The sequence below is a fragment of the Dactylosporangium sp. NPDC051087 genome (assembly GCF_055586325.1).
On sequence record NZ_JBVJIJ010000022.1, the window covers coordinates 13,756 to 39,077 of the forward strand.

Annotated in this window: 22 protein-coding genes; 15 read left to right on the forward strand and 7 right to left on the reverse strand. The window is 73.8% G+C overall.

The features are described 5' to 3' along the window. Positions 1-203 precede the first annotated feature (203 nt). From ACZ6TV_RS36315 to ACZ6TV_RS36325, 3 genes are all read right to left on the reverse strand, one after another. On the reverse strand, positions 204-2,780 hold the full coding sequence (locus ACZ6TV_RS36315) for an AfsR/SARP family transcriptional regulator (RefSeq protein WP_465302581.1): 2,577 nt from the start codon (positions 2,778-2,780) through the stop codon (positions 204-206). Positions 2,781-2,913: 133 nt separating this feature from the next. Then, on the reverse strand, positions 2,914-5,193 hold the full coding sequence (locus tag ACZ6TV_RS36320; protein WP_465302583.1) for a putative bifunctional diguanylate cyclase/phosphodiesterase: 2,280 nt from the start codon (positions 5,191-5,193) through the stop codon (positions 2,914-2,916). Positions 5,194-5,355: 162 nt separating this feature from the next. Beyond that, entirely contained in the window at positions 5,356-5,904 is a 549-nt protein-coding gene (locus tag ACZ6TV_RS36325) for a hypothetical protein (RefSeq protein ID WP_465302585.1), read from the reverse strand. A 95-nt stretch (positions 5,905-5,999) separates the two neighbouring features. On the opposite strand from ACZ6TV_RS36325, the gene ACZ6TV_RS36330 reads away from it, so the two are divergent. The 3 genes from ACZ6TV_RS36330 to ACZ6TV_RS36340 all read left to right on the forward strand — a co-directional run bounded on the left by ACZ6TV_RS36330 (position 6,000) and on the right by ACZ6TV_RS36340 (position 8,371). Continuing rightward, positions 6,000-6,590 (forward strand): TetR/AcrR family transcriptional regulator, encoded by a 591-nt coding sequence (locus ACZ6TV_RS36330; protein ID WP_465302587.1) that lies wholly within the window; start codon positions 6,000-6,002, stop codon positions 6,588-6,590. A gap of 137 nt (positions 6,591-6,727) precedes the next feature. Further along, complete coding sequence (locus tag ACZ6TV_RS36335) at positions 6,728-7,726, forward strand: intradiol ring-cleavage dioxygenase (RefSeq protein ID WP_465302589.1); 999 nt, start codon at positions 6,728-6,730, stop codon at positions 7,724-7,726. A gap of 66 nt (positions 7,727-7,792) precedes the next feature. After that, positions 7,793-8,371 (forward strand): hypothetical protein, encoded by a 579-nt coding sequence (locus ACZ6TV_RS36340; RefSeq protein ID WP_465302591.1) that lies wholly within the window; start codon positions 7,793-7,795, stop codon positions 8,369-8,371. Here ACZ6TV_RS36340 and ACZ6TV_RS36345 read toward each other — a convergent pair. Then, positions 8,361-9,131 carry an IclR family transcriptional regulator gene (locus ACZ6TV_RS36345; protein ID WP_465302593.1) on the reverse strand — a complete coding sequence of 257 codons (771 nt, stop codon included), beginning with the start codon at positions 9,129-9,131 and terminating at the stop codon, positions 8,361-8,363. The genes ACZ6TV_RS36340 and ACZ6TV_RS36345 overlap by 11 nt on opposite strands. A 48-nt stretch (positions 9,132-9,179) precedes the next feature. On the opposite strand from ACZ6TV_RS36345, the gene ACZ6TV_RS36350 reads away from it, so the two are divergent. The 4 genes from ACZ6TV_RS36350 to ACZ6TV_RS36365 all read left to right on the forward strand — a co-directional run bounded on the left by ACZ6TV_RS36350 (position 9,180) and on the right by ACZ6TV_RS36365 (position 13,746). Further along, positions 9,180-10,136, forward strand: a complete 957-nt coding sequence (locus ACZ6TV_RS36350) for an amidohydrolase family protein (protein WP_465302595.1) — start codon at positions 9,180-9,182, stop codon at positions 10,134-10,136. Continuing rightward, entirely contained in the window at positions 10,133-11,584 is a 1,452-nt protein-coding gene (locus tag ACZ6TV_RS36355) for an amidohydrolase family protein (protein ID WP_465302597.1), read from the forward strand. Before ACZ6TV_RS36350 ends, ACZ6TV_RS36355 begins: the two co-directional genes overlap by 4 nt. Further along, on the forward strand, positions 11,584-12,171 hold the full coding sequence (locus ACZ6TV_RS36360; RefSeq protein ID WP_465302599.1) for a nuclear transport factor 2 family protein: 588 nt from the start codon (positions 11,584-11,586) through the stop codon (positions 12,169-12,171). The genes ACZ6TV_RS36355 and ACZ6TV_RS36360 overlap by 1 nt, the downstream gene beginning before the upstream one ends. 120 nt (positions 12,172-12,291) lie before the next feature. Next, positions 12,292-13,746 carry a M28 family metallopeptidase gene (locus ACZ6TV_RS36365; RefSeq protein WP_465302601.1) on the forward strand — a complete coding sequence of 485 codons (1,455 nt, stop codon included), beginning with the start codon at positions 12,292-12,294 and terminating at the stop codon, positions 13,744-13,746. Here ACZ6TV_RS36365 and ACZ6TV_RS36370 read toward each other — a convergent pair. Continuing rightward, positions 13,743-15,548, reverse strand: a complete 1,806-nt coding sequence (locus ACZ6TV_RS36370; RefSeq protein WP_465302603.1) for a putative bifunctional diguanylate cyclase/phosphodiesterase — start codon at positions 15,546-15,548, stop codon at positions 13,743-13,745. The genes ACZ6TV_RS36365 and ACZ6TV_RS36370 overlap by 4 nt on opposite strands. A gap of 271 nt (positions 15,549-15,819) precedes the next feature. On the opposite strand from ACZ6TV_RS36370, the gene ACZ6TV_RS36375 reads away from it, so the two are divergent. Continuing rightward, positions 15,820-16,197, forward strand: coding sequence for a hypothetical protein (locus ACZ6TV_RS36375; RefSeq protein ID WP_465302605.1), 378 nt, complete (start codon positions 15,820-15,822; stop codon positions 16,195-16,197). Between the two features lie 52 nt (positions 16,198-16,249). Further along, entirely contained in the window at positions 16,250-16,534 is a 285-nt protein-coding gene (locus ACZ6TV_RS36380) for a hypothetical protein (protein ID WP_465302607.1), read from the forward strand. On the opposite strand, the gene ACZ6TV_RS36385 is transcribed toward ACZ6TV_RS36380, so the two are convergent. Further along, positions 16,521-17,276, reverse strand: coding sequence for a FadR/GntR family transcriptional regulator (locus ACZ6TV_RS36385; protein ID WP_465302609.1), 756 nt, complete (start codon positions 17,274-17,276; stop codon positions 16,521-16,523). The genes ACZ6TV_RS36380 and ACZ6TV_RS36385 overlap by 14 nt on opposite strands. Positions 17,277-17,401: 125 nt before the next feature. Between ACZ6TV_RS36385 and ACZ6TV_RS36390 the strand changes: the two genes are divergently transcribed. From ACZ6TV_RS36390 to ACZ6TV_RS36415, 6 genes are read left to right on the forward strand one after another with little or no spacing between them, the layout of a single operon-like run. After that, positions 17,402-17,920 (forward strand): flavin reductase family protein, encoded by a 519-nt coding sequence (locus ACZ6TV_RS36390; protein WP_465302611.1) that lies wholly within the window; start codon positions 17,402-17,404, stop codon positions 17,918-17,920. Positions 17,921-17,945: 25 nt separating this feature from the next. Beyond that, entirely contained in the window at positions 17,946-19,142 is a 1,197-nt protein-coding gene (locus ACZ6TV_RS36395; RefSeq protein WP_465302613.1) for an acyl-CoA dehydrogenase family protein, read from the forward strand. 11 nt (positions 19,143-19,153) lie between these two features. Then, positions 19,154-20,005 (forward strand): fumarylacetoacetate hydrolase family protein, encoded by an 852-nt coding sequence (locus ACZ6TV_RS36400; protein ID WP_465302615.1) that lies wholly within the window; start codon positions 19,154-19,156, stop codon positions 20,003-20,005. A gap of 12 nt (positions 20,006-20,017) precedes the next feature. Further along, a complete protein-coding gene (locus ACZ6TV_RS36405) occupies positions 20,018-20,941 on the forward strand; it encodes a VOC family protein (RefSeq protein WP_465302617.1) in 924 nt (307 codons plus the stop codon). Then, on the forward strand, positions 20,938-22,878 hold the full coding sequence (locus ACZ6TV_RS36410; protein ID WP_465302895.1) for an acetoacetate--CoA ligase: 1,941 nt from the start codon (positions 20,938-20,940) through the stop codon (positions 22,876-22,878). The genes ACZ6TV_RS36405 and ACZ6TV_RS36410 overlap by 4 nt, the downstream gene beginning before the upstream one ends. 11 nt (positions 22,879-22,889) lie before the next feature. Then, on the forward strand, positions 22,890-23,471 hold the full coding sequence (locus tag ACZ6TV_RS36415) for an NADPH-dependent FMN reductase (protein WP_465302619.1): 582 nt from the start codon (positions 22,890-22,892) through the stop codon (positions 23,469-23,471). A gap of 15 nt (positions 23,472-23,486) precedes the next feature. Here the strand turns inward: ACZ6TV_RS36415 and ACZ6TV_RS36420 are convergent, their stop codons facing one another. Beyond that, positions 23,487-25,205, reverse strand: a complete 1,719-nt coding sequence (locus ACZ6TV_RS36420; RefSeq protein WP_465302621.1) for a CHAT domain-containing tetratricopeptide repeat protein — start codon at positions 25,203-25,205, stop codon at positions 23,487-23,489. Positions 25,206-25,322 lie beyond the last annotated feature (117 nt).

Consider the following 25,322-nt stretch of genomic DNA (forward strand, 5'->3'; position numbering starts at 1 on the left):
AGTTTTACCCCTGCCCTCCAACGGCATTTGGGTGTTGGTTTTTTTTTTCTTTTTTTTTTTCCCTCTTTTCTTTTGGGTTCCCCCCCCCCCCCGCCCCCCCCCCCACGCCAGTGAAGACCGGCCGACCTGCCGCCCAATCGCGGCGCGACGGCAGCGCCCCTTCGACGATCCGACGCCCCCCGGGCCGGCCGGGCAACGGCGGGCTACGGGGTGAGGGTCGCGATCAGGGCTTCCGCCTCGGGGCGGGTCATCTCCAGGCCGCGGACGTACGCGGCGGCGTGGCGGGGCGCGGGGGCGCCGTGGTGGTTGCGGTGGGCGTTGGCGCGGCCGATGGCCTGGGCGGTGAGGCCGACGCGGCGGCCGATGCCGGTGACCGCGCCCCACAGCAGGGCGCCCGCTTCGGCGTCGCCGGTGAGGGTGAGGGCGCGGGCCAGCGACAGGGTGGTCACCAGCCAGGAGCTCATCGCCGGGTCGTCGCCGAGGCGACCCGACAGGCGCAGCGCCGCCTGGCGGGCGTCGTCGTAGCGGGCCCGGTCTAGGGCCACCTCGACGCCGAGCCAGCCGGCGACGGTCACCACCCAGCCGTAGCCGCAGTCGCGGGCCGCCCGGCGGGCCTCAGCGAGCAGCTCGGACGCGCCGCCGAGGTCCCCGGCGAGGTACGTGGCGTGGCCCGACACCATCCGGCCCTGGGCGAGCAGGTCGGGCCAGCCGACCGTCTCCGCGGCCCGGTGGGCCCGGCCGGCCGCCGCGCCCGCGAAGGCGGCGTCGCCGGACGCGGCCGCCACGAACGAGAGGCAGCACAGGGCGTCGGCGCGCAGGTAGTCGTGGCCGGCGCGTTCGGCTTCCCAGACCGCCGCGTGCGCCTGGGTCACGGCGTCGGGGACGTCGCCGGCGATCGAGCGCAGCGCCGACAGGCCGAGCGCGGCGCGGCTGCGGGCGGCCTGCCCGGCCGACGTGCGGTCCTGGCCGCCGGCGGCGAGCGCGGCCCGCAGCCACGCGGTGCCTTCGGCGGTCGCGCCCTCGTGGAACCAGTACCAGGCGACCCCGCCGGCGATGTCGACCGCGGCGGCGCCGTCGCCGTCGTCGAGCGCTCCGCGCAGCGCGGCGCGGACGTTGCGGCGCTCGGTGTGCAGGCGGCGCAGCCAGTCGTCGGCGGCCGTGGTCCGCAGCCTCGCCGCCGCCTCGCCGGCCAGGCCGCGGACCCAGTCCCGGTGCCGGCGGACGGTCCGCGCGTGGTCGTCGTCGTCGAGCAGGCCCCGGGCGTACTGCCGCAGCGGCCGCCCGAGCCGGAACCGGTGCGCGGTGCCGCCGTCGCGGTGCACCTGGATCAGCGACCGGTCGACGAGACCCGGCAGCCGCGCGTGCTGTCCCGGTGCGACGGCGGCCATCGCGTCGAGGTCGAACCCGCCCTCGAACACGGCCAGGCGCCCCAGCAGCGACGCGTCCGCCGGGGCGAGCGGCCCGCCGAGCGGGTCGGCGGCCGGCCCCAGCAGCGCGACCGGGTCGTCGCGGAGATGGCCGGCGAGCGCGTGCAGCGGCAGCGTCCTGGACAGCGCGGCGGCCCGCTCCACCGCGGCCGGCAGGCAGCCGACCGCGTCGCACACGGCCGCCGCCAGCCGGCGGTCCGGGACGCCGACGGCCCGCGCGGCGAACAGGTCGACCGCGTCCTCGACCCGCAGCGGCCCCAGCTCGAGCAGGACCTCGCCGGGCACGCCGAGCGGTGCCCGGCCGGCGGCGAGCACCCGCGGCCCGGGACCGCCGAGCTCGGGGGCCGCCGTGCCGTCGACGACCAGCAGCCGGGTCGCGGGTCCGGGCTCGTCGGGCCACCGCACCACCGCGACGCCGGTCAGGTCGGCGTGGCGGTGCGCGTACTCCATGACCAGGCGGCTCTTGCCGACCCCCGGCGGACCGGTCACGGTGACGACCCGTGCCGTGCGGAGCAGCTCGGCGACGGCCGCCAGCTCCGCGGCCCGGCCCACGAAACCGCCGGCCACCGCGCCGGGCGGCGCCGGCGCGACCGGCTCCTGGCGCAGGATCGAGGTCTCCAGGGTGCGCAGCGCCGGACCTGCGTCGACCCCGAAGCGGCCCGACAGCGTGTCGCGCGCCTCCCGCAGCACGTCGAGCGCGTCGACCTGCCGGCCCGACCGGTACAACGCGAGCGCCAGCAGCTCCCAGAGCTGTTCCCGCCCGGGATGCTCGCGGGCCAGCCCGGACAGCTCCGCCACCACCGCCTCGTGCCGCCCGAGCCCCATCTCGGCGGCCACCCGGTCGATGCGGGCCTGCACCCGCTGCTCCTCCAGGCGCCGCGCCGCGACCAGCGCGAACGACGCGTCCGGGAAGTCGGCATAGGCGCCGCCGCGCCACAGCGCCAGCGCCCGGTCCAGCCCGGCCCGGCCCGGCGCGAACCGGCCGGCGGCGACGAGCTCGTGTCCCTCGCGGGCGAGGGCGGTGAACTCGTCGGCGTCCAGGCGGCCGGGTGCGGGCCGGACCGCGTACCCGGCGCCGACGCGCACCAGGACCCGCGACGGCGACCGCGGCGGCCGGTCGGGCTCCAGGGCGCGGCGCAGCCGGGCGAGGTGGCTGTGGACGGTGCCGAGCGCGGTCGCCGGGGGTTCGGCGCCCCACAGGACCTCCACGATGCGGTGGAACGGCACCTCCTGACCGCCGGTGCTCAGCAGGAGCGCGAGCAGCATGCGGGGGCGCAGACCGCCGAGGTCCACCTGCTCCCCGCCGATCGTCACCTCCAGCCGCCCCAGAACCCCGAACCGCGGATCTGCCATGACGCTCCCACCCGATGATCGTTTGCACGGACGTCGGGTCAGACGACCAGCTCCGGACGGTGGTTGCGGTGGCGGTGTGTCGCATCGCCGACCCGCCCGGCTCCCAGCCGCCGCCGGGGGCGCCGGGTGGCGGTCAGAGGTCCGCGGCAGCCATCGACCGTTGACGGTGCAGGAGGGCGGAGACGGCGCTGGCGGGCATCGGGCGGGCGAGGTGATAGCCCTGGCCGTGGGTGTACCCGAGGTCGCGCAGCACCGCCGCCTGCTCGGCGCTCTCCACCCCCTCGGCCACCGTGTCCAGGCCCAGCGCGTGCGCGAGCTGGCTGACCGCACGGGCCACCGCCTGCCGCGCGCTGGCCGCCGCCGGCTGGCCGTCGTCGATCTCGACCCCGTCCACGAAGGACTTGTCGAGCTTCACGATCGCGGCCGGGAACGCGCGCAGCAGGCTCAGCGACGACTCGCCGGTGCCGAAGTCGTCCAGCGCCAGGCGGATGCCCATGCGGTCCAGCTCGTACAGGGTGCGCGACACCTGCTGGCCGCGCAGCACCGCGGACTCGGTGACCTCCAGGACGAGGTGCTCGCAGGGCAGGCCGCTGTCGGTGAGCGCGGCCGTGACGTCGGCGACGAAGTCCGGGTCGTGCAGCTGCCGCGCCGACACGTTCGCCGCGGCCTTCTGCAACGCGTCCGGCCCGAACTCCGCGAGCCACGCCGCGGCCTGCCGGCAGGTCTCGCGCAGCACGAACCGGCCGAGCGGCACGATCAGCCCGGTGCGTTCGGCGGCGGGGATGAACTCCGCCGGTGTGATGACGCCCCGGGTCGGGTGGTGCCAGCGGACCAGCGCCTCGACGCCGATGAGCCGCTGGTCGTCGAGGCGCAGGATCGGCTGGTACACCACGCGCAGCTCGTCGTTGTCCAGGGCGCGCCGCAGCTCCCCGCCGAGCTGCATGTGCGCCAGGACCGGCTCGCCCATGCCGTCGACGTACCGCACGAAGCCGGCCTTGCCGCGCTGTTTCGCCGTGTACATGGCGACGTCGGCGTCCCGCAGGACGGAGTCGACGGTGGCGCCGGGCACGGCGTCGGCGATGCCGATGCTGGCCTGCGCCAGGAGCCGGTGCTCGCTGAGCGGCTGGTCGAGCGCGGCCAGCAGCCGCCCGGCGAGGTCCTCCGGGTCGGCGCCCGGGGCGGTGAGCAGCACCGCGAACTCGTCCCCGCCGACCCGCACGGCCAGCCCGTCGCGGCCGGTCTCCGCGCGGAGCACCTCGGCGACGGAGACGAGGAGCCGGTCGCCGACGCCGTGGCCGAGCAGGTCGTTGACGGTCTTGAAGTCGTCGAGGTCGACGAGCAGCACCGACGCGTGTCCGGTGCCGAGCGCCGCGGTGAGCCGCTCCCGGAACAGCGCCCGGTTCGCCAGGCCGGTCAGGCCGTCGTGGCTCACCTCGTGCTGCAGCCGTTCCTCCTGCACCCGCGTGCTGTCCAGCAGCCGGGCGTTCTCCTCGTAGGCGATGTACTGGCGCGCGGTGACCAGCGCCGTCACCAGGACCGCCGCGACGACCACGATCCGTCCGGGCCAGTCCAGGGGCGCGCCGAACGCCATCGCGACCAGCGGCACGTCGACCGCCACGACCGCCAGGTACGGCAGCAGCTTCCCGCTGCGGGCGCTGTCCCGGCGCAGCCCCAGGCCGGCCCGCCACTGCGCCGCGACCCCGAGCGTGGCCAGCACCGGCGTCAGCGGCATCACGACCGCCTGCGCGGGCACCGCGGCGATCAGCCCGAACCGCACGGCGATGACCGCGACGATCCCCGCGGTGACGCCGCCGCTGGCCGCGATCAGCCGGATCGCGAGCCGGTCGACGGGCCCGCCGGCGATGTAGGAGACCTTCGTGGCGGCCCCGACGGCGGCGATGAAGGCCAGCCCGACCAGCACCATCGCCTGCCGGCTCCACGGCTCACGCGCCGAGAGCATGGGGGCCAGCCCGGCGTACCAGAGCACCGCCGCGCAGCCGAGGAACGCGATCGTCCGGTCGAGCAGCATCCGCCACCGGTCGACCCCGCCGGTGGCGACGACAGGTACCCGGGCGACGGCGAACAACGCGAGCGCGAACCCCGCCCCGACGCACGCCGCCGCCGGCACCGGCATCGTCCGCGTGTGCGCCTGGGCGGCGTGTGTCAGCATGTCGACGGCCAGCCAGCCGTACCCGATCGTGATCAGCCCCATCGCCACCATCAGCGCCCGCCAGAACGACCTGGCCACGGGGTTGAGGTCGCACCGGCGGAGCAGGTGGGCGACGGACGCGGTGGAGATGACCCCGCCGACCGGCACGAACGTGTAGGCGAACGCCTCGGACCCGACCCCGCCGGCGAGGAACCCGACGCACCACACGGTGCCGAGGGCCATGACCGCGCCGGCGGCGAGCACATATCGCCGTGCGGGCGCCCCAGCCGCAGGACCCGCCGCAGATCGATGCGCCTCCCGCGTCACGGCCCTGAGAATATCGCGCCGGTTGTGTACCGGATCTCACCCGAACGTTTGAGCTTCGCCGATATGTGCCCCCGGCGACCCGTCCGGTCGTCGTGCCCGTTACGGCGTGCCGGTGCGGCGCAGGCGCAGCGCCGAGACGAGGAAGAAGATGCCGCCGACAACCGCGTAGCCGGCGACGGCGCGCAGGTTCGCGTCCTCGGCGGCGGCCATCAGGATGAACGACGTCCCGGCGACGGTGGAGATGCCGCCGCTGAGGATCATGGGCCAGTGCCCGGCCGTCCCGCGGCGGTTGACCGCCACGACCAGCTGCACGAGGCCGGCCGCGATCGCCCAGACGCCCCACACCCGAAGGACCGCCGGGACGCCGGACGCGGCGGCGACCGCGAGGGCGACGGCGGCGACCGTGCTGACGGCGATGTTGGTGTACAGCAGCCGCGCCGGCCCGCCGGTCCTGGACGAGCGGACGTCGGCGACCGCCGCGGCCACGTCGAACAGCGGGTAGAGCACGAGCAGGGCGACGGTCAGCGGTCCGATGCGCGTCCCGGTCGTGAGCAGGAGGACGGCCCAGACGACGGCGAAGCCGAACCGGACGAGGTACAGCCGCCGCAGCGCCGGCGCGACGGGGCTGGGTGGGGCGATGGTGGTCACCGCGGACACCTTTCAGAAAGGTAGAACGTTCTGTCTTGTTGGACGATGCCACACGCGGCGCGCGGGGTCAAGACCGAACGTTCTATCCTGTGCGGATGAGGCGTAGTGAAACCGGTGGCCGGCCGTCCGAGGCGCGGTCCCGGCTGCTCGGCACGGCGGCCCGGATCTTCTACGCCGACGGCATCCACGCCGTCGGCATCGACCGGATCATCGCCGAGGCGCAGGTGACGCGGGCGACGATGTACCGGCACTTCCCCGGCAAGGACGACCTGATCCTGGCGTATCTGCAGGAGGCTGACCTGGCCATCCGCGGTCAGCTCGACGCGGCCGTCGGTGGCGGGCTGTCGCCGGCCGGCGCGCTGCGGGCCGTCGCGGTGGCGATCGCCGACGGCATCCGCTCGCCGGGCTTCCGCGGATGCGCGTTCCTCAACGCCGCCGCCGAGTACCCGGACCCCGCGCACCCGGTGCACCAGGCCGTCCTCGCCCACCGGCAGTGGTTCCTGGACACCGTCACCGGCCTCCTGGCCGGCATCGCGGACGGGCCCTCGGCCGGGGCTGCCGCCCGGCACTACGTCATGCTGCGCGACGGCGCGATGGCGGCCGGCTGCCTCTTCGACCCGGCGCTGGTCTGCGAGACGTTCCTCCAGGGCGTCGAGGGGCTGCTGCGAGTCCACCCTCCCGCCTAGTTACGCTCAGTAGTTGATACATGACGTAGTGCCGCCGAAGGGCGAAGGGCGTTCGCAGGCGGCTGACAGCTGGGTGCCAGGTTCCGCGGCCAGTTTGTACCTGAAGCGATTCGGGACGTCATACGGGAGGTTCGACCGTGGCACGGAAACCGGCATACGAGGGGCGGGAGTTCGCCCGCCCGGACGAGGAGCTGTCCGACCAGGGGCTGGGCTTCGACCTCGGCACGATGGTGCACCGGCGGCAGCTGCTGCGGGTGTTCGGGCTGGGCGCGGCGGTGGTCGGCCTGACCGCCGCGTGCGGCTCCGACAGCGACCCGGGCACGTCCGGCACGTCCGGCACGTCCAGCACGTCCAGCGGCGCGGCGACGTCGTCGGCGGGGGAGATCCCCGACGAGACCGCCGGCCCGTATCCGGGTGACGGGTCCAACGGGCCGAACGTGCTCACCACCAGCGGCATCGTGCGCAGCGACATCCGCTCGTCGTTCGGCACCGCGACCGCCACGGCGCAAGGCGTGCCGATGACGCTCGAGCTCAGCATCGTCGACCTCGCGAAGGGGGCGGACACGCCGTTCGCCGGGGTCGCGGTGTACGTGTGGCACTGCGACCGGGAGGGGCGCTACTCGCTGTACTCCGAGGGGATCACCGACCAGAACTACCTGCGGGGCGTGCAGATCGCCGACGCGCAGGGCAAGGTCAAGTTCACCAGCGTCTTCCCCGCCTGCTACTCCGGGCGCTGGCCGCACATCCACTTCGAGGTGTACCCGGACCAGGCGAGCATCGCCGACGCGTCCAAGGCCATCGCCACCTCCCAGGTCGCGCTGCCGAAGGACGCCTGCGACAAGGTGTACGCCACGACCGGCTACTCGGCCTCCGTGACGAACCTGTCGCAGGTGACCCTGCAGAACGACAACGTCTTCGGCAACGACGGCGGCGCCCTGCAGCTCGGCACGGTCACCGGCGACGTGGGCAGCGGCTACGCCGTCTCCCTCACCGCGAAGGTCGACACCACGACCGCCCCGACCGGCGGCGGCGCACCCCCCGGAGGCGGCGGCGACGGCCAGCCGTCCGGCGCCCCGCCCGGTGGCGGTCCCGGTGGCTCCGGCGGACCCGGCGGGGCACCGCCGCCGAGCCGATGAAGCCGGGGCGCGTCGTGTAGCTGACACCGGGGAACGACGGTGGCCGGGGCGTGCGTCGGAGCTGGCATGTCTCGTACACGCGTCCCGGCCGTGATCGTCGTGGTGCTGCTGGCAGGTGGGTGCCGCGGCGCGGGCGTGCGGCACGACCCGCCGCCCGAGCCGGTCACCTCGCCGACGGTGGCGCCGGTCGGCGGAGCGGTGCCGCTGCACGTGCGGCTCGGTGCCGGCCAGCGGCTCATCCCGATGTCGCCCGCGGCGGACGGCTGCCCGGGTGTCGACACCCGCGTCTACTTCGGCTCCGGGCGAGGGTTCCGGGTCATGGCGTACGCCGCCGGGTGCACCGGCGACCCGGCGGCCCAGCGCATCAACGGCCACCACGGGGTCTACCGCACGGTCGCGGACATCCCCGCCGACCTGCGGGCCGGGGCGGTCGCCGTGCCCACCCCGCTCGGCGAGGCCACGGTGTTCACCCAGCGGTACTCGGAGTACACGAACTCCGCGAACCACTACACCGAGCCGGTCGCCGTCGTCACGCTCGCCGAGCCGGCGGATCCGTCGTACCCGACCCTCGTCGCGATCTCGGAGAAGGGCACGCTGTCGGCGGACGAGCTGACCACCGCCCTGCGCGAGCAGCTCACCCGGTGAGCTGCCGGGAGATCGCGCGGGCCACGGCCTGCACGGCCGGGATGTAGGACGCGGCCTCGAAGCCCGGGCTCGGCGCGACGACCGACACCGCCGCGACGACCCCACCGGGACCGCGCAGCGGCGCGGCGACCGTGCTCATCGCCCACGGGTGGGTCTGCCGGGCGTACGCGTACCCACCGCGGCGGATCTCGGCGAGGGCGCGGCGCAGGTCCGCCGGGGTGTGGACGTCGTCCCCGCCGTCGCCCGGCCCGAACGCGGCGATCGCGTCCTCCTGCACCTGCGGCGGCGCCTCGGCGAGCAGGACCAGCCCGACACCGGTGGAGGTGAGCGGGAGGCGACCGCCGACGCGGTACCGCACCGGGCTGGCGTCGCGGGCGGACAGCCGCTCCACGAGCAGCGCCTCGCCCTCGTCGCGGACGGCGAGCAGCACGTGCTGCCGGGTCACGTGGAACAGGTCCTCCAGGTAGGGCATCGCCACGCCGCGCAGCCCGTGCCCGCGCGGCGCCAGGGAGGCGATCTCGAGCAGCCGCAGGCCGACGACGTACCGCCCGTCGTCGAGCCGTTCGAGGGCGCCGACGTCGACGAGCGAGCGGGCCAGCCGCAGCGCGCTGCTGCGCGGGAGCCCGCTGCGGCGGGCCAGGTCGGCGAGGGGCAGCTCGCGGCGGTCCGCGTCGAACGCGCCGAGCAGCGCGAACGCCCGCTCGATCACCGCAGTCGGTGTTCCACTCACCGGCACGGCCGGTTCCGCTGGGCGATCCACGTTCCTACGGTGGCACACGCCTCCAGCGAGTGAAACGAGGACACCCCGATGGCACCGACCGGCCTGATCGACTTCCACGCCCATTTCGTGACCGGCGACTACGTCGCCGCGGCCCGCGCCGCCGGGATCGAGCACCCGGACGGGATGCCCGGCTGGCCCTCGTGGAGCGCCGAGGCGCATCTGCAGCTGATGGACCGCGGCGGCATCGAGCGGTCGTACCTGTCGATCTCCTCTCCCGGGGTGCACTTCGGCGACGACGCCGCCGCCCGGGCGCTGGCCCGGTCCGTCAACGAGTTCGCCGCCGGGGTCCGGTCGCCGAGGTTCGGGCACTTCGCGGCGCTGCCGCTGCCCGACGTCGACGGCTCCGTCGCCGAGGCGGCGTACGCCCTGGACACCCTCGGCGCCGACGGGGTCGTCGTGGACAGCAACCACCACGGCGTCTACCTCGGCGACCCGCGGCTCGCGCCGCTGTGGGAGGACCTCGACCGGCGCGGCGCGCTCGTCTTCGTGCACCCGACGTCGCCGCCGAACGTGGGCGCGGTCGCGCTGGGCCGGCCGAGCCCGATGCTGGAGTTCCTGTTCGACACCGCCCGCACCGCCGCGGACCTCGTGTTCGGTGGCGTCCTGGAGCGCCATCAGCGGATCCGGTGGGTGCTGACCCACGGCGGCGGCGTCCTGCCGTTGCTCGCCGACCGCATGGACATGTTCCGGGCCGCGTTCCCGATGGGTACCGCCCCGGACGCCCCGGCGGTCTCCGGTCAGCTGCGGCGGCTCTGGTACGACATGGCCGGAACCCCGTTCCCGCGGCAGATCCCGGCCCTCGAAGCGGCGTTCGGCACCGAACGGCTCGTGTACGGCAGCGACTACTGCTGGACCCCGGCCGCCGCGGCCCTCGCGCAGATCGCCACCGTCGACGCCGCCCCGCCGCCGTCCGGCGCGGCCAGCTGGCGGGACCTCACCACGCGCAACGCGCACCGCCTCACCGGCGACGGCGGTGCGCGATGACCGCCCTGCTGCTGCGCCGCGCCACGGTCGTCGACCCGCGCGACGGCTCGCTCCGGCCGGGGGCCGACGTCCTCGCCGCCGACGGCGTCATCACCGCCGTCGGCGCCGGCCTCGAAGCGCCCCGGGACGCGGCCGTCGTCGACTGCGACGGGCTGTTCGTGGTGCCCGGGTACAACGACATGCACGCCCACCCGCTCGGCCGCGGCAGCCACGGCGGCGACGTCGCCGACACCCTCGAGCTCATGCTCGCCCACGGCATCACCGGCTTCCGCCAGATGCACGGCGACCTCGACCTGCTGAGGGCCCGCGCGACCGGCGGCCTCCGGTTCCCCGCGGCGTCCCCGGCGCTGCTCGCGCTGCCCGGTCCGCTGCTGACGATGCTCAACACCGGCACGGCCGCGCAGACCGTCGCCGCCGTCCGGGAGCAGGTCGAGGCCGGCGCCGACTTCATCAAGTTCGTCGCCACCGACCCGGAGCGGTTCTTCGACGCCCAGGCCGAGGCGTTGCGGCTCGGCGTGCCGATCGTCGGCCACCTCCCCGGCGGGATCGACGTCCTGCGCGCCTCCCGCCTCGGCATGAAGTCCGTCGAGCACTTCGGCGCCGGCGTCGACGTGCAGGCCTGCTGCTCGACCGACGGGGAGGACATCCACGAGGCGGCCGGGCGCGGCGTCAAGATCACCCTGCCGTCGACCCGGGTCAAGTTCCTGGCCAAGCTCCTGGCGAGGGTCATGGACCCGGTCGTCGCCGCGGCGATGCGCCGCATCGTGCTCAACCCGGTGATGCTGCACAAGCCCGCCGACATCGAGCTGCTCGACCACGCCGCGCGGACCTTCTCCGCCGGGCGCGCCCAGGAGCTGGCCGCGCACTTCGCCGCCGACGGGACCTGGCACGTGCCGACGCTGATCCGGCAGAAGACCAGCCGCTGCTGCGACGACCCGTCGTTCCCCGCCGACCCGGACCTGCGCTACATGTCGGCGGCGACCCGCAGGTCCTGGCACGGCATGGTGCGCAAGTTCCGCGCCAGGTACACACCCGCGCAGCGGGCCGTCTTCGCGTCGTCGCACCGGCAGCAGTACGACCTCACCCGCATCTTCGACGAGGCGGGCGTGCGCATGCTCGTCGGCACCGACTCCTCCGGCGCCGTCTGGATCGTGCCGGGCGCCGGCCTGCACGACGAGATCGACCTGCTCGCGTCGGCGGGGATCGCGCCGCTGCGGCTGCTGCGGATGCTGACGCTCAACGCCGCGGAGTTCCTCGGCGCCACCGCCACGATGGGCACCGTCGAGCCTGGCCGCGTCGCCGACCTGGTCCTGCTGTCGGCGAACCCGGTGACCGCGGCCTCGCACCTGCACCGCATCGCCGGGGTCGTGCGGGCCGGCACCCACTACGGTGCCGCCCGGCTGGCCGCGATGAAGGACCGCATCGCGCTCGCCGGGTCGGTGACGTGATGGCCACGCCTGACGAGGCGCCGCCGGGCGAGGTGGTGCTGCTGGAACGGCAGGGTCGCGACCGCGGCTGGTGGGCGCAGATGCGCGCCTGCTACTGGCCGGACTCGGCGGTGCGGCTCAGCTGGTACACCGGCGACGGGCCGGGCTTCGTCGACGCCTCCCGGACCATGGCCGCCGCCGGCAACTCCAGCGTGCACCGCCTCTCCCCGCCGGTCGTCCAGGTCGTGTCCACCCGGGCGTTCGTCGAGGTGCCGGCCGCGATCGAGGTCCGCTGCGACGTCGGCGGCGTCCTCGCGGACCTCGTCTCCTACACGCGGATCGTGTACCGCCTGGAACACCGCTCCGGCCGCTGGGGCATCGTGTCGCTGGTCCCGGTGTACGAGCGGGACACCCTCACCCCGGCGGTGCCCGGCCGGCGGGTGGTCGTGCCACCGTCGGAGCTCGCGCCGTTCCGGGCGCCCTACGCGCTGCTCGCCTGGCATCTCGCCCGGCGCGGCTACCCGGTCGCCGCCGACCTCCTCGGTGACGACCAGCCCGACCGCACGGCGCTGTTCTACGCCGAGACCCTGCGGTGGCTGTCCGGCTGACGTCAGGTTTCCACGGGTCCACGGTATGTCCAGGCTGGTATGCCCTCGATCACTTGTCCGGCGAAATCGAAGTATGCGAATCTCGCCCGACTGCTTTTCCTCCGATCGGGGAGCCCCCACATGAGATCCAGATCAGCGGTGATGACACTGACCGCGTCCGCCGCGCTCCTGCTCGTCGGCGCGGGCCTGGCGATCCCGGCCACCGCCGCCCCGGTGGCCGTGACGCCGGCGCTCGCCGCGGCGCCCGACATCGCCGTCGCCAACGTGCAGGCCCACCTGACCCAGCTCGGCACGATCGCGACGAACAACGGCGGCACCCGGCGCAGCGGCACGGCCGGGTACACCGCCTCCGTCGCCTACATCAAGGGCAAACTGCAGGCCGCCGGGTACACGGTGGCCGAGCAGACCTGCACCAGCTGCACCTACCGGGCGAACAACCTGATCGCCGACTGGCCGGGCGGCCCGTCGGACCAGATCACCATGTTCGGCGCGCACCTGGACAGCGTCTCGGCGGGCCCCGGCATCAACGACAACGGGTCCGGCTCGGCGACGCTGCTGGAGAACGCGCTGGTACTGGCGGCGCAGAACCCCACCATGAGCCGGCACGTCCGCTTCGCCTGGTGGGCGGGGGAGGAGCAGGGCCTGCAGGGGTCGGCGTTCTACGCCAACGCCCTGACCAGCACCCAGCGCACCCAGATCAAGGCCTACTACAACTTCGACATGGTGGGCTCGAAGAACGGCGGCTACTTCATCAACCACATCACCTCGGCCGCCGCCGCGCCGATGAAGGCGTACTGGGACTCCCTCGGCCTGCAGCCCGAGGAGAACACCGAGGGCGCGGGCCGCTCCGACGACTACTCCTTCGAACGGGTCGGCATCCCGACGTCGGGCTACGCCGCCGGCGCCAGCGCGCGGAAGACCTCCGCCCAGGCGGCGAAGTGGGGCGGCACCGCCAACAGCGCCTACGACTCCTGCTACCACCAGTCCTGCGACACGACCAGCAACATCAGCGCCACGGTCCTCAACCGTGCCGCCGACGGGGTCGCGTACACGATCTGGCAGACGTCGGTCTCCGGCTCCACCACGCCGCCGAGCTCGCCCCCGCCGACCGGCGGCTGCACCGCGGCGCAGGTGCTCGCCAACCCCGGCTTCGAGTCCGGCGCGACCTCTTGGACCGGCACGACCGGCGCCATCGGCCAGTGGTCGTCGCAGGGCCAGCCCGCCCGCACCGGCACCTACTCGGCCTGGCTGCTCGGCTACGGCTCCACGCACACCGAGGCGATCTCGCAGTCGGTGACCATCCCGGCCGGCTGCTCGGCGACCCTGACCTTCTACGTGCACATCGACTCCGCCGAGACGACCACCTCGACGGCCTACGACAAGCTCACGGTCACCGCCGGCTCGACCACCCTCGGCACCCTGTCCAACCTCAACAAGGCGTCCGGCTACCAGGCCAAGACCTACAGCCTGAACGCGTTCGCCGGGCAGACGGTCACCATCAAGTTCAACGGCACCGAGGACTCGTCCCTGCAGACGTCGTTCGTCATCGACGACGCGGCCGTCCAGGTCGGCTAGAGTCCGGCGGCCGCCGCGTGCCTCCCGGAGGCTTCGGCACGCGGCGGCCGCTCCTCCGCGGCATGGCGGGGGAACAGCTCGATCGGCACGGTGGCCACGCCGCGGGGGCGGCCGGTGCGCAGCAGCGCGGTGAGGTGCTCGGCGGGTGCGGGCAGCCCGAGGTGGTAGCCCTGCGCGAACCGGACCCCGAGCTGCCGCAGGGCCTCCAGCTGCTCGTCGGACTCGACGCCCTCGGCCGTGACGTCGACCCCGGTGCTGCGGCCCAGGTCACCGAGCAGCTTCACGACGGCGAAGTCGTTGCGGTTGTCCAGCATCCCGGCAACGAACGAACGGTCGATCTTGATGCCGGTGACGGGGAGCGCTGACAGGTTCCGCAGGGTCGCCGAGCCGGCGCCCATGTCGTCGAGCACGATGCCGACGCCGGCGTCCCGGAGGTCCCGCAGCTGGTGCACCGCACCCTGCAGCTGCTCGAAGTCGGCCGACTCGGGCAGCTCGACCCGCAGCCGCGCCGGCGCCGACCCGCTGCGCCGCAACGACTGCAGCACCAGCGCGGTCAGGTCTGCGGCGCCGAGCGTGTCGATGGTGAGGTTGACGTTGACGCACAGCGGCGCCCGGTCGCCGAGGACGCTGTCCCAGACGGCGATGTCGGCGCAGGCCCGCTGCAGCACCCACCGGTCGAGCGCCGGCAGCTGCCGGACCCGCCGCAGCTCCGGCAGGAAACGGTCGGGCGTGAGCAGGCCGTGCCGCGGATGCTGCCACCGCACGAGCGCCTCGACCGACCACACGCGGCCGTCGCCGACGCCGATGATCGGCTGGTAGAACAGTTTCAGCTCGCCGCGGTCGAGGGCGGCGAGCACGTCGTCGCCGGACCGGCCGGCCGCCAACGCCCCGACGCCGTGCACGACCTGGACCCGGTCGCCGCCGGCCTGCTTCGCGCGGTACATCGCCGCGTCGGCCTCCCGCAGCAGCGTCGCACCGTCGGCGCCGTCGCCCGCCACGGCCACCCCGACGCTGGCCGTGCTGTGCCCACCGGCGGTCAGCGCCGGATCCGGGGTGGCGACCGCCTGGCGGTACCGCTCACCGAGCGCCGCCGCCGACAGGTCCGGCCGCGCGCCGGCGGCGAGCCGGGTCAGCACCGCGAACTCGTCGCCGCCGAGCCGGGCGAGCACGCTGTCGCCGCCGGTGACCGCGGTGAGCCGGCGCGCGACGGACACGATCAGCCGGTCGCCCGCCGCGTGCCCGAGGGTGTCGTTGACGTACTTCATCCGGTCGAGGTCGATGTACACCACGGCCAGGCCCGACCGGTCGCCGTCGCGGCAGGCGCCGGCGAGCCGGTTCAGGAACCGGGCCCGGTTCGTGAGGCCGCTCAGCGGGTCGCGGACGGCGTGGGCCGCCATGAGGTCGGCGAGCGCCTCGTACAGCCTGGCCGCGGAAACGCCGGCCAGCTGCCCACCGGGCCGGCGGACCAGCACGTCGTCGTAGCGGCGCACCTGGTCGCGGCGGCTGACCTGCTCGCACACGTCGACCACGAGCGCGGTCTCCTCGACGATCATCGGGGCGGGATCGGCGGTCCGCCCGGCGGGCGTCCTCGCCCACAGCGCCCGCCCGTAGCCGAACGGTCCCGACATCAGCTGGGCGAAGCGGACCCGGTTGATCAGCCCGATGCCGCCGTCGAGATACACCACCGCGACGCTGTGCAGCGCGGGGTCGGCGCGGAACGTCAGGTCGAGGTCCTCGCACCGCATGGTGGAATCGACGACGCCGACCGGCCGCGCGAGCGGCCCGACCGTGTCGGACGGCATCGCAGACTCCCCGTCACGCACGGCGTCAATCATCAGCGAGACGGCGTGCCGCACCAAGGGGGTGTACTCACCGGTAATCCCCCCGACACCCGAAGTTCAGCCGTCCCACCGCTCCCGTGACTGACCGTCAGCCCGCGGTATCACCGCCGCCACATCGACCGGCGGGCTCCGGCTGGTCGCCGGGACTTCGGACGGGTCAATTCACGGCTCTGGCGCAGACAATGGCTCGGTGAGGATTTGGGACACGCTGACCCTGCAGCAGCGTGCAGTCATGATCATCGCCGGTGCCGAAGGCTATCTGAACGAGGTGGTCAGCGAGTATCTCCTTTTGAAGCACCGGGAGGAGACCGGCGAGTTGTCGCTGATGGTTTCCTGGGACGAGGTCCGGCGGCTGGCGCCGGCGTTCGCCGTGGTGGTGCGCGAGGTCGTGGATCGTGGATGGCTGGAGGTCCGCGAGGTCCTCACCGGCGTGTGGAGCGACGCGCCGCCGATGTCGGACGACGAACTCGATCGAGCGTTGAGCGACCCGCTGTGCTGGATCTACACCGAGGACGAGACGCATCGGATCCTGATGCTCATGACCACCGACGCATGGGACCGCCTGTTCGACACGAACGGCCAGGACCCGGATGCCGCACGTGACTCCTGATCATCGACGCGGTTACGACGGTGCCGAGCGCGAGGAGCGGTGGTCGGCGGCAGTGGTCGGCTTCCTCGGAGCCGGGTTGTCCGCGCCGCCGTCGAGGTCGGTCATGGTCTCGGCATTGGGCGACGCGCGGCGTGCGGTGAGGGCGACGCAGGCCGCGAGCGAACCCGTCGATTCCTGGCTCGCCGGCGAGATCCGGTTGCGGGGCATCAGGGAGAACGCGGCGGTGCTGGCGGTCCTGGAGCTGCCGGACCGGCGGGCGGAGGTCGCGGCGGCCTACCTCGACGCGCATCCCGACCGCGCCGCGGTGCTCGAAACGGTCATGATCATGCTGGGCTGACCTGGCCGGGCTCCGGGGTGGCGGTCATGTTGTGTTCGCGGATGAGGGCGAGGGCGCGGGGCTCGTCGCGGGCGGCGATGGCGTCCACCAGGGCGGCGTGCAGGTCGTAGCGGCTCTGGATGTACTCGGGGAGGGGCTGGTCGCCGAGGGGCTGCACGGCCAGGGTGTGCGACTCGATGATCTCCAGCAGGCTCAGGTAGAACGAGCGCAGCATGGCGTTGGGGCTGACGTCGGCGATGCGGGCGTGCAGCGCCCAGTTCGCGTGGATGAAGGCGATCCCGTCGAGTGCGGCGGCCGCGGCGCGCATGCGGTCCAGCTCGAGGCGCATGGCGGCGACGTCGGTGGGGGCGGCGTGGCGCAGGGCGTCCTCGACGAGGAGGGGGTCCAGGGCGTCGCGGAGGCGGACGGCGTCGGCGACGGAGGCGGCGTCCTCGTCGAGGGCGAGGACCGAGTTGCCCAGGCGGACAAGGGGTGACTGCCGGTTGGCGAAGAGTCCGCCGGTGCGGCCGGGGCGCACGTCCACGACGCCGCGGGCCTGGACGAGGCGGAGGGCCTCGTTGAAGGTGCCGACGGAGACGCCGCAGAGGATGCGCAGCTCCTCCTTCGTGCCGAGGCGGGCGCCGGGTTCGGCGGCGGCGGCCAGGGCGGCGAGCTGCTCCGCGGCCTGTTCGGGGCGGCGCAGCGCGGCGGCCGGGGGCTCCCAGTCGGCGCGGCGCAGCGCGGGTGGATCGGTAGCGACCATCAGCGCCTCCTCATCGGTGGATGCCCGGGAAAAACTACCATGCTGATTTAGCTCAGAACACTTGACTCGTGACCGCCCACACACCCAAGCTGGCTAAACCAGCATGGTGATTGATTGGAGCGGTCATGCGGGATCAGGACTTCCGGGACCTCATGGCCGGGGTGTGCGCACCGGTCACCGTCGTCACCACCGCTGACGCCGACGGGCCGCACGGCGCGACGGTCAGCTCGTTCGCGTCGCTGTCGCTGCGGCCGCCGCTGGTCACCGTGGCCCTCGATCGCCGTTCGGCGCTGCTCGCCCGCATCCTGGGCAGCCGCCGCTTCGGGGTCAACGTGCTGGGCGGCGCCGACGACGACGTGGCGATGCTGTTCGCCCGGCGCGACGCGGACCGCTTCGGCGGGACCGGCTGGCGCCCCTCGCAGGGGCTGCCGCGCCTGGAGACCGCCGCCGGCTGGGCCGTCTGCGACCTCGCGCAGGTCGTCGAGGGCGGCGACCACCTGCTGCTCGTCGGGCTCGTCCGGCACGCCGAGTCGAGCAGCCTGTCGCCGCTCATCTACGGCCACCGCACCTTCGGCACCCACTCCCGCTTCGCGGCCCGCCCCAGGCCGCCGATCGCCGACAGCATCGCCGCCTGCGCGAGGTAGCTGTCTTACACCCCAAAGGAGTCCAATGACCGCCGTTCAGGCAGAACCAGTGAGCGCCGCCGAGCTCGTCGCCCGGGCGAGGGAGCTGCGACCGCTGCTGGAGCGCAACGCCGCCGCCGGTGAGCGGGACCGCCGGGTCGTGCAGGAGAGCATCCAGGCGCTCACCGACGCCGGCCTCTTCAAAATCGCGGTCCCGAAGCGGTACGGCGGCTACGAGACCTCCCTGCGCACCATGCTCGACGTGTCCGCCGCGGTCGCCGAGGCCGACGGCGGCACCGCCTGGGTCCTCACGCTGACCAACGTGTGCAACTGGATGGTCGGCCTGCTGCCGCAGCGGGCGCAGGACGAGATCTTCGGCGCCGACCCCGACGCGAAGGTTTCCGGTGTACTGGCACCGACCGCGACCACCGTGAAGGTCGAAGGCGGCTGGCGGGTCACCGGCAAGTGGTTCTACAACTCCGGCTCCTGGCACGCGACGTGGGCGGGCCTCGGCATCCCGATCACCGACGAGCACGGCGACGTCGTCAACCAGGGCCTCGCCATGATCCCCCGCACCGACCTCGGCCTCGAGGACACCTGGTTCGTCGCCGGGATGAAGTCCTCCGGCAGCAACTGCCTGATCGCCGACGACGTCTTCGTCCCGGAGCACCGGGTGCTGCTCGTGCCGCCGGCCATCGGTGGCCAGTACCCCAGCGAACACCTCGGCACGGAGGCCTTCTACCGCTCCGCGCTGGTGCCGGTCCTGGCGCTGGTCCTCGTCGGGCCGCAGCTCGGCATGGGCAAGGCGGCGCTGGACTACGTGGTCGGCAAGGCGGCGAAGAAGCCGATCTCCTACACGTTCTTCACCGCGCAGACCGAGTCGGTGGGCTTCCAGCTGCAGATCGCCGAGGCCGCCCGGCTCATCGACACCGCCTACCTGCACGCCTTCCGCGCCGCCGCCGACGTCGACGAGGCCGCCGCCCGCGGCGACTACCCCGACTTCGCCACCCGCGCCCGGGTGCGCTCCGACACCGGCTACGTCGCCGAGTGCGTCACCAAGGCGATCGACATCCTGCTCTTCGCCCACGGCGCCGGGTCGTTCGCCGACGTCAACCCGTTGCAGCGGATCTGGCGCGACTCGGCGACCGCGGCCCGGCACGCCGTCGTGTCCCCGCAGGTCAGCTACGAGCTGTACGGCAAGGCGCTGCTCGGCGTCGAGGAAACCATCACCCCACTCGTGTAAGTGAGAGAAACATGCGCATCGCCAACCTCAAGGGCCGCCTCGTGCTGGTCACCGACGCCGGCGCCGTCGACGTCGAACGGGCCAGCGCCGGCCGCTTCGGCCCCGACCCGCAGGCCGTCTACGACCGCTGGGCCGAGTTCACCGCCTGGGCCGCCACCGCCACCGATGCGGACGCGGAGCCGTTCGCCGCGGCGGACCTCGGCGCCCCCGCGCCGGCGCCGCGGCAGGTCCTCGCGATCGGCCTGAACTACTCCAAGCACGCCGCGGAGTCCGGGTTCGCCGTCCCCGACGCGCCGACCGTCATGTTCACGAAGTGGCAGTCGTGCCTCACCGGGCCCGTGACGACCGTCGAGCTGCCCGACGGCGGCAGCACCGACTGGGAGGTCGAACTCGTCGTCGTCATCGGCAGGACGGCCCGCAACGTCACCCAGGAATCCGCGTGGGAGCACGTCGCGGGGCTTACCGTGGGACAGGACCTGTCCGAGCGGGTGCGGCAGACCGCCGGCCCGTCCCCGCAGTTCAGCCTCGGCAAGTCGCTGCCGGGCTTCGGGCCGACCGGTCCGTGGCTGGTGACGCCCGACGAGTTCGACGACCGCGACGACCTCGAGCTCGGCTGCGCGGTCAACGGCGAGCAGGTGCAGAAGGGCCGCACCCGCGAGCTGATCTTCTCGGTGCCGGCGATGATCTCGAAGCTGTCGGCGGCGCTGCCGCTGCTGCCCGGCGACGTGCTCTTCACCGGCACCCCCGCCGGTGTCGGCATGGGCCGCACCCCACCGCGGTTCCTCGCGCCCGGCGACGAGCTCGTCAGCTACGTCACCGGGATCGGCGAGCTCCGCCAGCGTTTCGTCGCCGCCACCGCCTGAGAGGACCGCACCGTGGCTCTGCACCGACTGACCCAGATCGTGATGGGCGTGCCCAACGTCGAGGAGACCGCCGCCTACTACACGGACTTCGGCCTGACCCCGGCGGGCGGGCACACCTTCGCCACCGCGGACGGCGGCGAGCAGCTGCGCGTCGAGCACAGCCACCGCCGCCGGCTGCTGCAGCTCGGCGTCGGCGCCGACGACCCCGACGACCTCGACCGGGTCGCCGCGTCGCTGACCGCGCTGGGCGTCGCGCACGAGCGCACCGCCACCGGCGTCCGCGCCGTCGACCCCGGCAGCGAGGTCGCCGTCCTCGTCGAGCTCTCGCGCCGGTACGAGCAGGCGCCGACCCCCGCTCCCGCCTCCAACACGCCGGGGGTCGACGCCCGTACCGGCGAACGCGCCCCGGGCATCCTGCGCGAACACCCGGTCCGGCCGCGCAAGCTCGGCCATGTCGTGCTCGGCTCCACCGACCAGGCGTTCTCGCAGCGGTTCTTCACCGAAGGGCTCGGCTTCAAGGTCAGCGACACCGTCCCCGGCCTGGCGGCGTTCCTGCGCTGCTCGACGGATCACCACAACGTGCTCGTGCAGCAGGCGCCGGTCGCGTTCCTGCACCACACGTCGTGGCAGGTCGACGACGTCGACGAGGTCGGCCGCGGCGCGACCGCGATGCTCGAGCAGGACCCGTCCCGGCACGTGTGGGGCCTCGGCAGGCACCATGTCGGGTCGAACTTCTTCTGGTACCTGCGCGACCCCGCCGGCAACTTCTCCGAGTACTACTCGGACCTCGACTGCATCGTCGACGACGCGCTGTGGACCCCGCAGGTGTGGGAGGGCGCGCGTGGCCTGTTCCGGTGGGGTCCGCCCCCGCCGCCGTCGTTCCTGGCTCCCGAGGACCTCGCGGAGCTGATGACCGGCGCGCACCAGCCCGGCTGATGGAGCCGATCTGGAAGCCCGGCCCTGAGCAGGACGCCGCCGTCGACCGGTTCGCCGCGTTCCTGACGGGGCGGACCGGGGTGGCGTTCGGCGACTACCGCGACCTGTGGGCGTTCTCCGTCACGCGGCTGCCCGAGTTCTGGGCGGCGGTCTGGGACTTCTTCGACATCCAGGCCGACGGCCCGCCGGACGTGGTCCTCGCCGATGACGTCATGCCGGGGGCGACCTGGTTCCCCGGCACGCGCCTCAACTACGCCGAGCACGCGCTGCGCCGGGGCGCCGCCGGTGCCACCGCCGTCACGGCCGTGGCGGAGGACGGCACGACGACGACGCTGACCTGGGGGCAGCTGCGCGCACAGGTCGCCGCGGTCGCGCAATGGCTGCGTTCGGCAGGTGTACGCGAAGGCGACCGCGTCGCCGGTTACCTGCCGAACACGCCGCACACCCTGGTGGCGTTCCTGGCCACCGCCAGCGTCGGCGCGGTGTGGTCGGCGTGCGCGCAGGACTACCCGGCGCAGGGCGCGGCGGCCCGCTTCGCGCAGCTGTCGCCGGTGGTGCTGTTCGCCGCCGACGGCTACCGCTGGAACGGCACCGTCCACGACCGCCGCGCCGAGGTCGCCGCGCTGCGGGCGGCGCTGCCGACGGTCCGTGCCACGGTGCACGTGCCCAACCTCGGGCTCGACGCCGCCGACGGCGTGCGGTGGGACGACATCGTCGCCCGGCCCGCGGAGCTGCGCTTCGACCGGGTGGACTTCGCCGCGCCGCTGTGGGTGCTGTTCTCCTCCGGCACGACCGGCCTGCCGAAGGGCATCGTGCACGGGCACGGCGGGGTCCTCCTCGAGCACTGCAAACTGCTCGGCCTGCACCTGGACGCCGGCCCGGACCGGGCCCTGTTCTGGTACACCAGCACCAACTGGATGATGTGGAACATCGTCGCGTCGGCGCTGCTCGTCGGCGCCCCGGCCGTCCTGTACGACGGCAGCCCCACCTTCCCCGACCCGGGGCGGCTGTGGCGGATCGCCGCCGCCGAGGGCGTCGCCGCGCTCGGGGTCAGCCCCGGCTACCTGCACGCGAGCGCGCAGGCGGGCCTGCGTCCCGGCCGGGATCTCGACCTGTCCGCGCTGCGGACCGTGGGGGTGACCGGCGCGCCGGTGTCCGCGGCGGCGTACCACTGGATCCACGACCACGTGGGCGCCCACGTGCAGCTGGCGTCGGTCAGCGGCGGCACCGACGTGGTCAGCGGCTTCGCCGGCAGCGCACCCACGACCCCGGTGTGGCCCGGCGAGATCTCCGCGCCGCTGCTCGGCGTCGCGCTCGCCTCCTGGGACTCCCACGGCCGGCCCGTCGTCGGCGAGGTCGGGGAGCTCGTCGTGACCCGGCCGATGCCGTCGATGCCGCTGTACTTCTGGGCCGACCCCGACGGTGCCCGGTACCGGGAGGCGTACTTCGCCGCGTATCCCGGCGTCTGGCGGCACGGCGACTGGATGCTGGTGACGGACCGCGGCAGCGTCGTCGTGTCCGGCCGCTCCGACTCCACGCTCAACCGGCACGGGGTCCGGCTCGGCAGCGCCGACATCTACGCCGTCGTCGACGGGCTCCCGCAGATCCGGGACTCGCTCGTCATCGGCGCGGAGCTCGGCGACGGTGCATACTGGCTCGTCTTGTTCGTCGTCACGGCCGGCGGCGTCCCCCTCACCGAGGAGCTGATCGGACACGTGAAGGCGGAGATCCGCGCGTGGGCCTCGCCGCGGCACGTCCCGGACGACGTCATCGCCGTGCCCGTCATCCCGCACACCCGCACCGGCAAGAAGCTCGAAGTACCCGTGAAGCGGCTCATCCAGGGGCATCCCCTGGACCAGGTCGCCGGCCGGGACGCCGTCGACGACTTCGCCGCGCTCGCCCAGTTCACCGCCTTCGCCGGCGGCTCAGCCCCCTGAAAGGCCGCTCCATGCCGACGCTCATGGTCATCATCGGTTCCACCCGCCCCGGCCGCGCCGGGCTGCCCATCGCCGAGTGGTTCGCCGACCACGTCAAGCAGCACGGGCACTTCGACCTGCGGATCGCGGACCTGGCGGCGATCGACCTGCCGCTGCTCGCCGACCCGCACCACCCGCGGCTGCGGCAGTACGTGCACCAGCACACCTGGGACTGGAGCGCCCAGGTCGAGGAGGCGGACGCGTTCGTCGTCGTGACCCCGGAGTACAACTACGGCTACCCGGCCGCGGTGAAGAACGCCCTCGACCACCTGTCGCAGGAGTGGGCCTACGCGCCGGTCGGCTTCGTCTCCTACGGCGGTGTCGCCGCCGGCACCCGGGCCGTGCAGCAGCTGAAGCAGGTCGTGACGACGCTGCGCATGGTGCCGGTCTTCGAGAGCGTCAACATCCCGTTCCACGCCCAGCTCATCCACGACGGCGTCCTGTCCGCGACGCCGGTGATGGCCGGCGCGGCGACGGCCATGCTCGACGAGCTCGCCCGCGTCGAGGAGGGCATGCGCGGGCTGCGGTCCGGCGCGGTCCGGCAGCCGCGCTGACGGCAGGGCGGACCGTCAGGCGCTGGGTGGTTTGACGGTGCCGAACATGAGCCTGGGGGCGGCGCCGGGGCGCACGAGCAGCTCCGGCACGTCCTGCTCGGGGATCCCGGTCATGGTCAGCTGCACCTTCGCCTGTTCGAAGGCCTCCACGACGGAGCGGTTGTAGCCGAGCGCGCTGTAGAACGCGGCGGCGAAGACGATCGCGGCGTCGTCCCGGATCGACCGGCGCATCCCCACGACGTAGTCGATGTGCTCGTTGATCGCCTTCGCCTGGATCGCCGAGTAGCAGGCGTTGAGCACGACGATCTGGATGTTGTCCTTCATGATCCGGAACAGCTCGCCGAGGGCCGCGGCACTCACCGCCTGCCGCCCCTCGGCGGAGCCGGGGACGCTCGGATCGAGGTCGCGGGACTGCCAGCCCTGACCGCCGTCCGAGACGAGGATGATCTCGCCGGCCCGGCTGCCGTGCGCGCTGAAATGCACGATGTGCGGCATGAACTCGTTGAGGTACCGCAGCAGGTCGTTCGGGCGGGCCGCCAGGCAGGGCTCCATCTCGAACGCCTCCCGGTGCCGGCTCGCCCGCAGGTTGTCCTGGATCTCCCGGATCTCCCGGCCCAGCGCGAGCTGGTCGTTGACCAGCGGGTTCGCCGCGAACACCACGATGCGCGCCTTCGGCAGGGCGGCGGGCATCGCGCCGGCCGAAGCCTCCGCGGTCTGCGCGGTGCCGACCGGCAGCGCGTCCGCCGGGTCGCCGACCGGGTTCGGCGGGCGGGCCGGCCCGCTGCGCTGCCGCAGCCCTTCCAGCTGCTTCTGGTACACCTCCGGGCTGATCCGGCCGTGCTTGTAGAGCACGCCGAGGATCACGTCGCCGTTCTCGCCGACGGCGACCTCGGTCAGCAGCGTGTTCATCAGGTGGGCGTCGTTCTGCTGGGCCCGCTGCAGCCCGGCGTCGAGGTACTGCACCATCGCCGGCCGGTCCCCGCGACGGCCCGCCTCGAACGCGCAGTTGACGTACGCGTACGGGTACTGCGGATCGAACCGCACCGCGAGCTGGTAGTCCTTCTCCGCCTCGGCGTAGGCGCCGGCCGCCGCCCGAACGCAGCCCCGGTCGTTGAGCAGCGTCGCCAGCAGCTGCGCCGGCTGGGCGAAGCGTTGCTGCTCGCCCGCCACGATCGAGATCGCGCTCGTGTACTCGGCGAGCGCCGTGACCTGGTCGCCCCGGTCCTTGGCCAGGCGCGCCAGCAGCATCCGGCAGTTGACGTCCGCCGGGTCCGCCTCGACGGCCAGGCGGTACGCCTCGAACGCCGCGTCGAGCTCACCCAGGAACTGCCGGGCCGTGCCGATCCGCCGGAACACGAGCGCCCGGGTCTGCGGCAGCGCCTTCGAGCCCAGCATCTGCAGGCAGGCCACCGAGTCCTGGATGGCCAGCTGCAGCTCCCCGCGGCGCAGACGCACCTCGGCCCGGGTGCTCACACACATCGCCTTGAGCAGCGGATCACCGGCGGACGCGATGGCCCGCTCGGCCAGCTGCAGCGCCTGATCCAGCTGCGTCGGCGAGGTGGCGCGGGCCGCGATCAGCAGCGCCAGGCCGTTGGGGGCCAGGCTGTTGTCCGGATCCAGCTGCATGGCCTGCACATACGCGGCGAGCGCCTCGCTGGCCTTGCCGGCCTGGTTGAGGTTGATGCCGCTCTGCACGAGCTGCCGTGCCTTCTCCTGGTCGCGGCGCTTCACCACGTCCGCACCGCATCCTCGGATGTCATCGACCGGAATCATAGCCAGCCACGAACCGCCGGACCGCCGAACGAACGGCGGCGACCGCCGCTCGGACGGCCATTCCTGCCCGCCCGACCG

Bases quoted from the DNA above. Each gene is read 5' to 3' on its own strand.
- ACZ6TV_RS36315 (WP_465302581.1), bottom strand. From the start codon at position 2,780: ATGGCAGATCCGCGGTTCGGGGTTCTGGGGCGGCTGGAGGTGACGATC.
- ACZ6TV_RS36330 (WP_465302587.1), top strand. From the start codon at position 6,000: ATGAGGCGTAGTGAAACCGGTGGCCGGCCGTCCGAGGCGCGGTCCCGG.
- ACZ6TV_RS36340 (WP_465302591.1), top strand. From the start codon at position 7,793: ATGTCTCGTACACGCGTCCCGGCCGTGATCGTCGTGGTGCTGCTGGCA.
- ACZ6TV_RS36350 (WP_465302595.1), top strand. From the start codon at position 9,180: ATGGCACCGACCGGCCTGATCGACTTCCACGCCCATTTCGTGACCGGC.
- ACZ6TV_RS36355 (WP_465302597.1), top strand. From the start codon at position 10,133: ATGACCGCCCTGCTGCTGCGCCGCGCCACGGTCGTCGACCCGCGCGAC.
- ACZ6TV_RS36360 (WP_465302599.1), top strand. From the start codon at position 11,584: ATGGCCACGCCTGACGAGGCGCCGCCGGGCGAGGTGGTGCTGCTGGAA.
- ACZ6TV_RS36365 (WP_465302601.1), top strand. From the start codon at position 12,292: ATGAGATCCAGATCAGCGGTGATGACACTGACCGCGTCCGCCGCGCTC.
- ACZ6TV_RS36370 (WP_465302603.1), bottom strand. From the start codon at position 15,548: ATGCCGTCCGACACGGTCGGGCCGCTCGCGCGGCCGGTCGGCGTCGTC.
- ACZ6TV_RS36375 (WP_465302605.1), top strand. From the start codon at position 15,820: ATGATCATCGCCGGTGCCGAAGGCTATCTGAACGAGGTGGTCAGCGAG.
- ACZ6TV_RS36385 (WP_465302609.1), bottom strand. From the start codon at position 17,276: ATGGTCGCTACCGATCCACCCGCGCTGCGCCGCGCCGACTGGGAGCCC.
- ACZ6TV_RS36390 (WP_465302611.1), top strand. From the start codon at position 17,402: ATGCGGGATCAGGACTTCCGGGACCTCATGGCCGGGGTGTGCGCACCG.
- ACZ6TV_RS36395 (WP_465302613.1), top strand. From the start codon at position 17,946: ATGACCGCCGTTCAGGCAGAACCAGTGAGCGCCGCCGAGCTCGTCGCC.
- ACZ6TV_RS36400 (WP_465302615.1), top strand. From the start codon at position 19,154: ATGCGCATCGCCAACCTCAAGGGCCGCCTCGTGCTGGTCACCGACGCC.
- ACZ6TV_RS36415 (WP_465302619.1), top strand. From the start codon at position 22,890: ATGCCGACGCTCATGGTCATCATCGGTTCCACCCGCCCCGGCCGCGCC.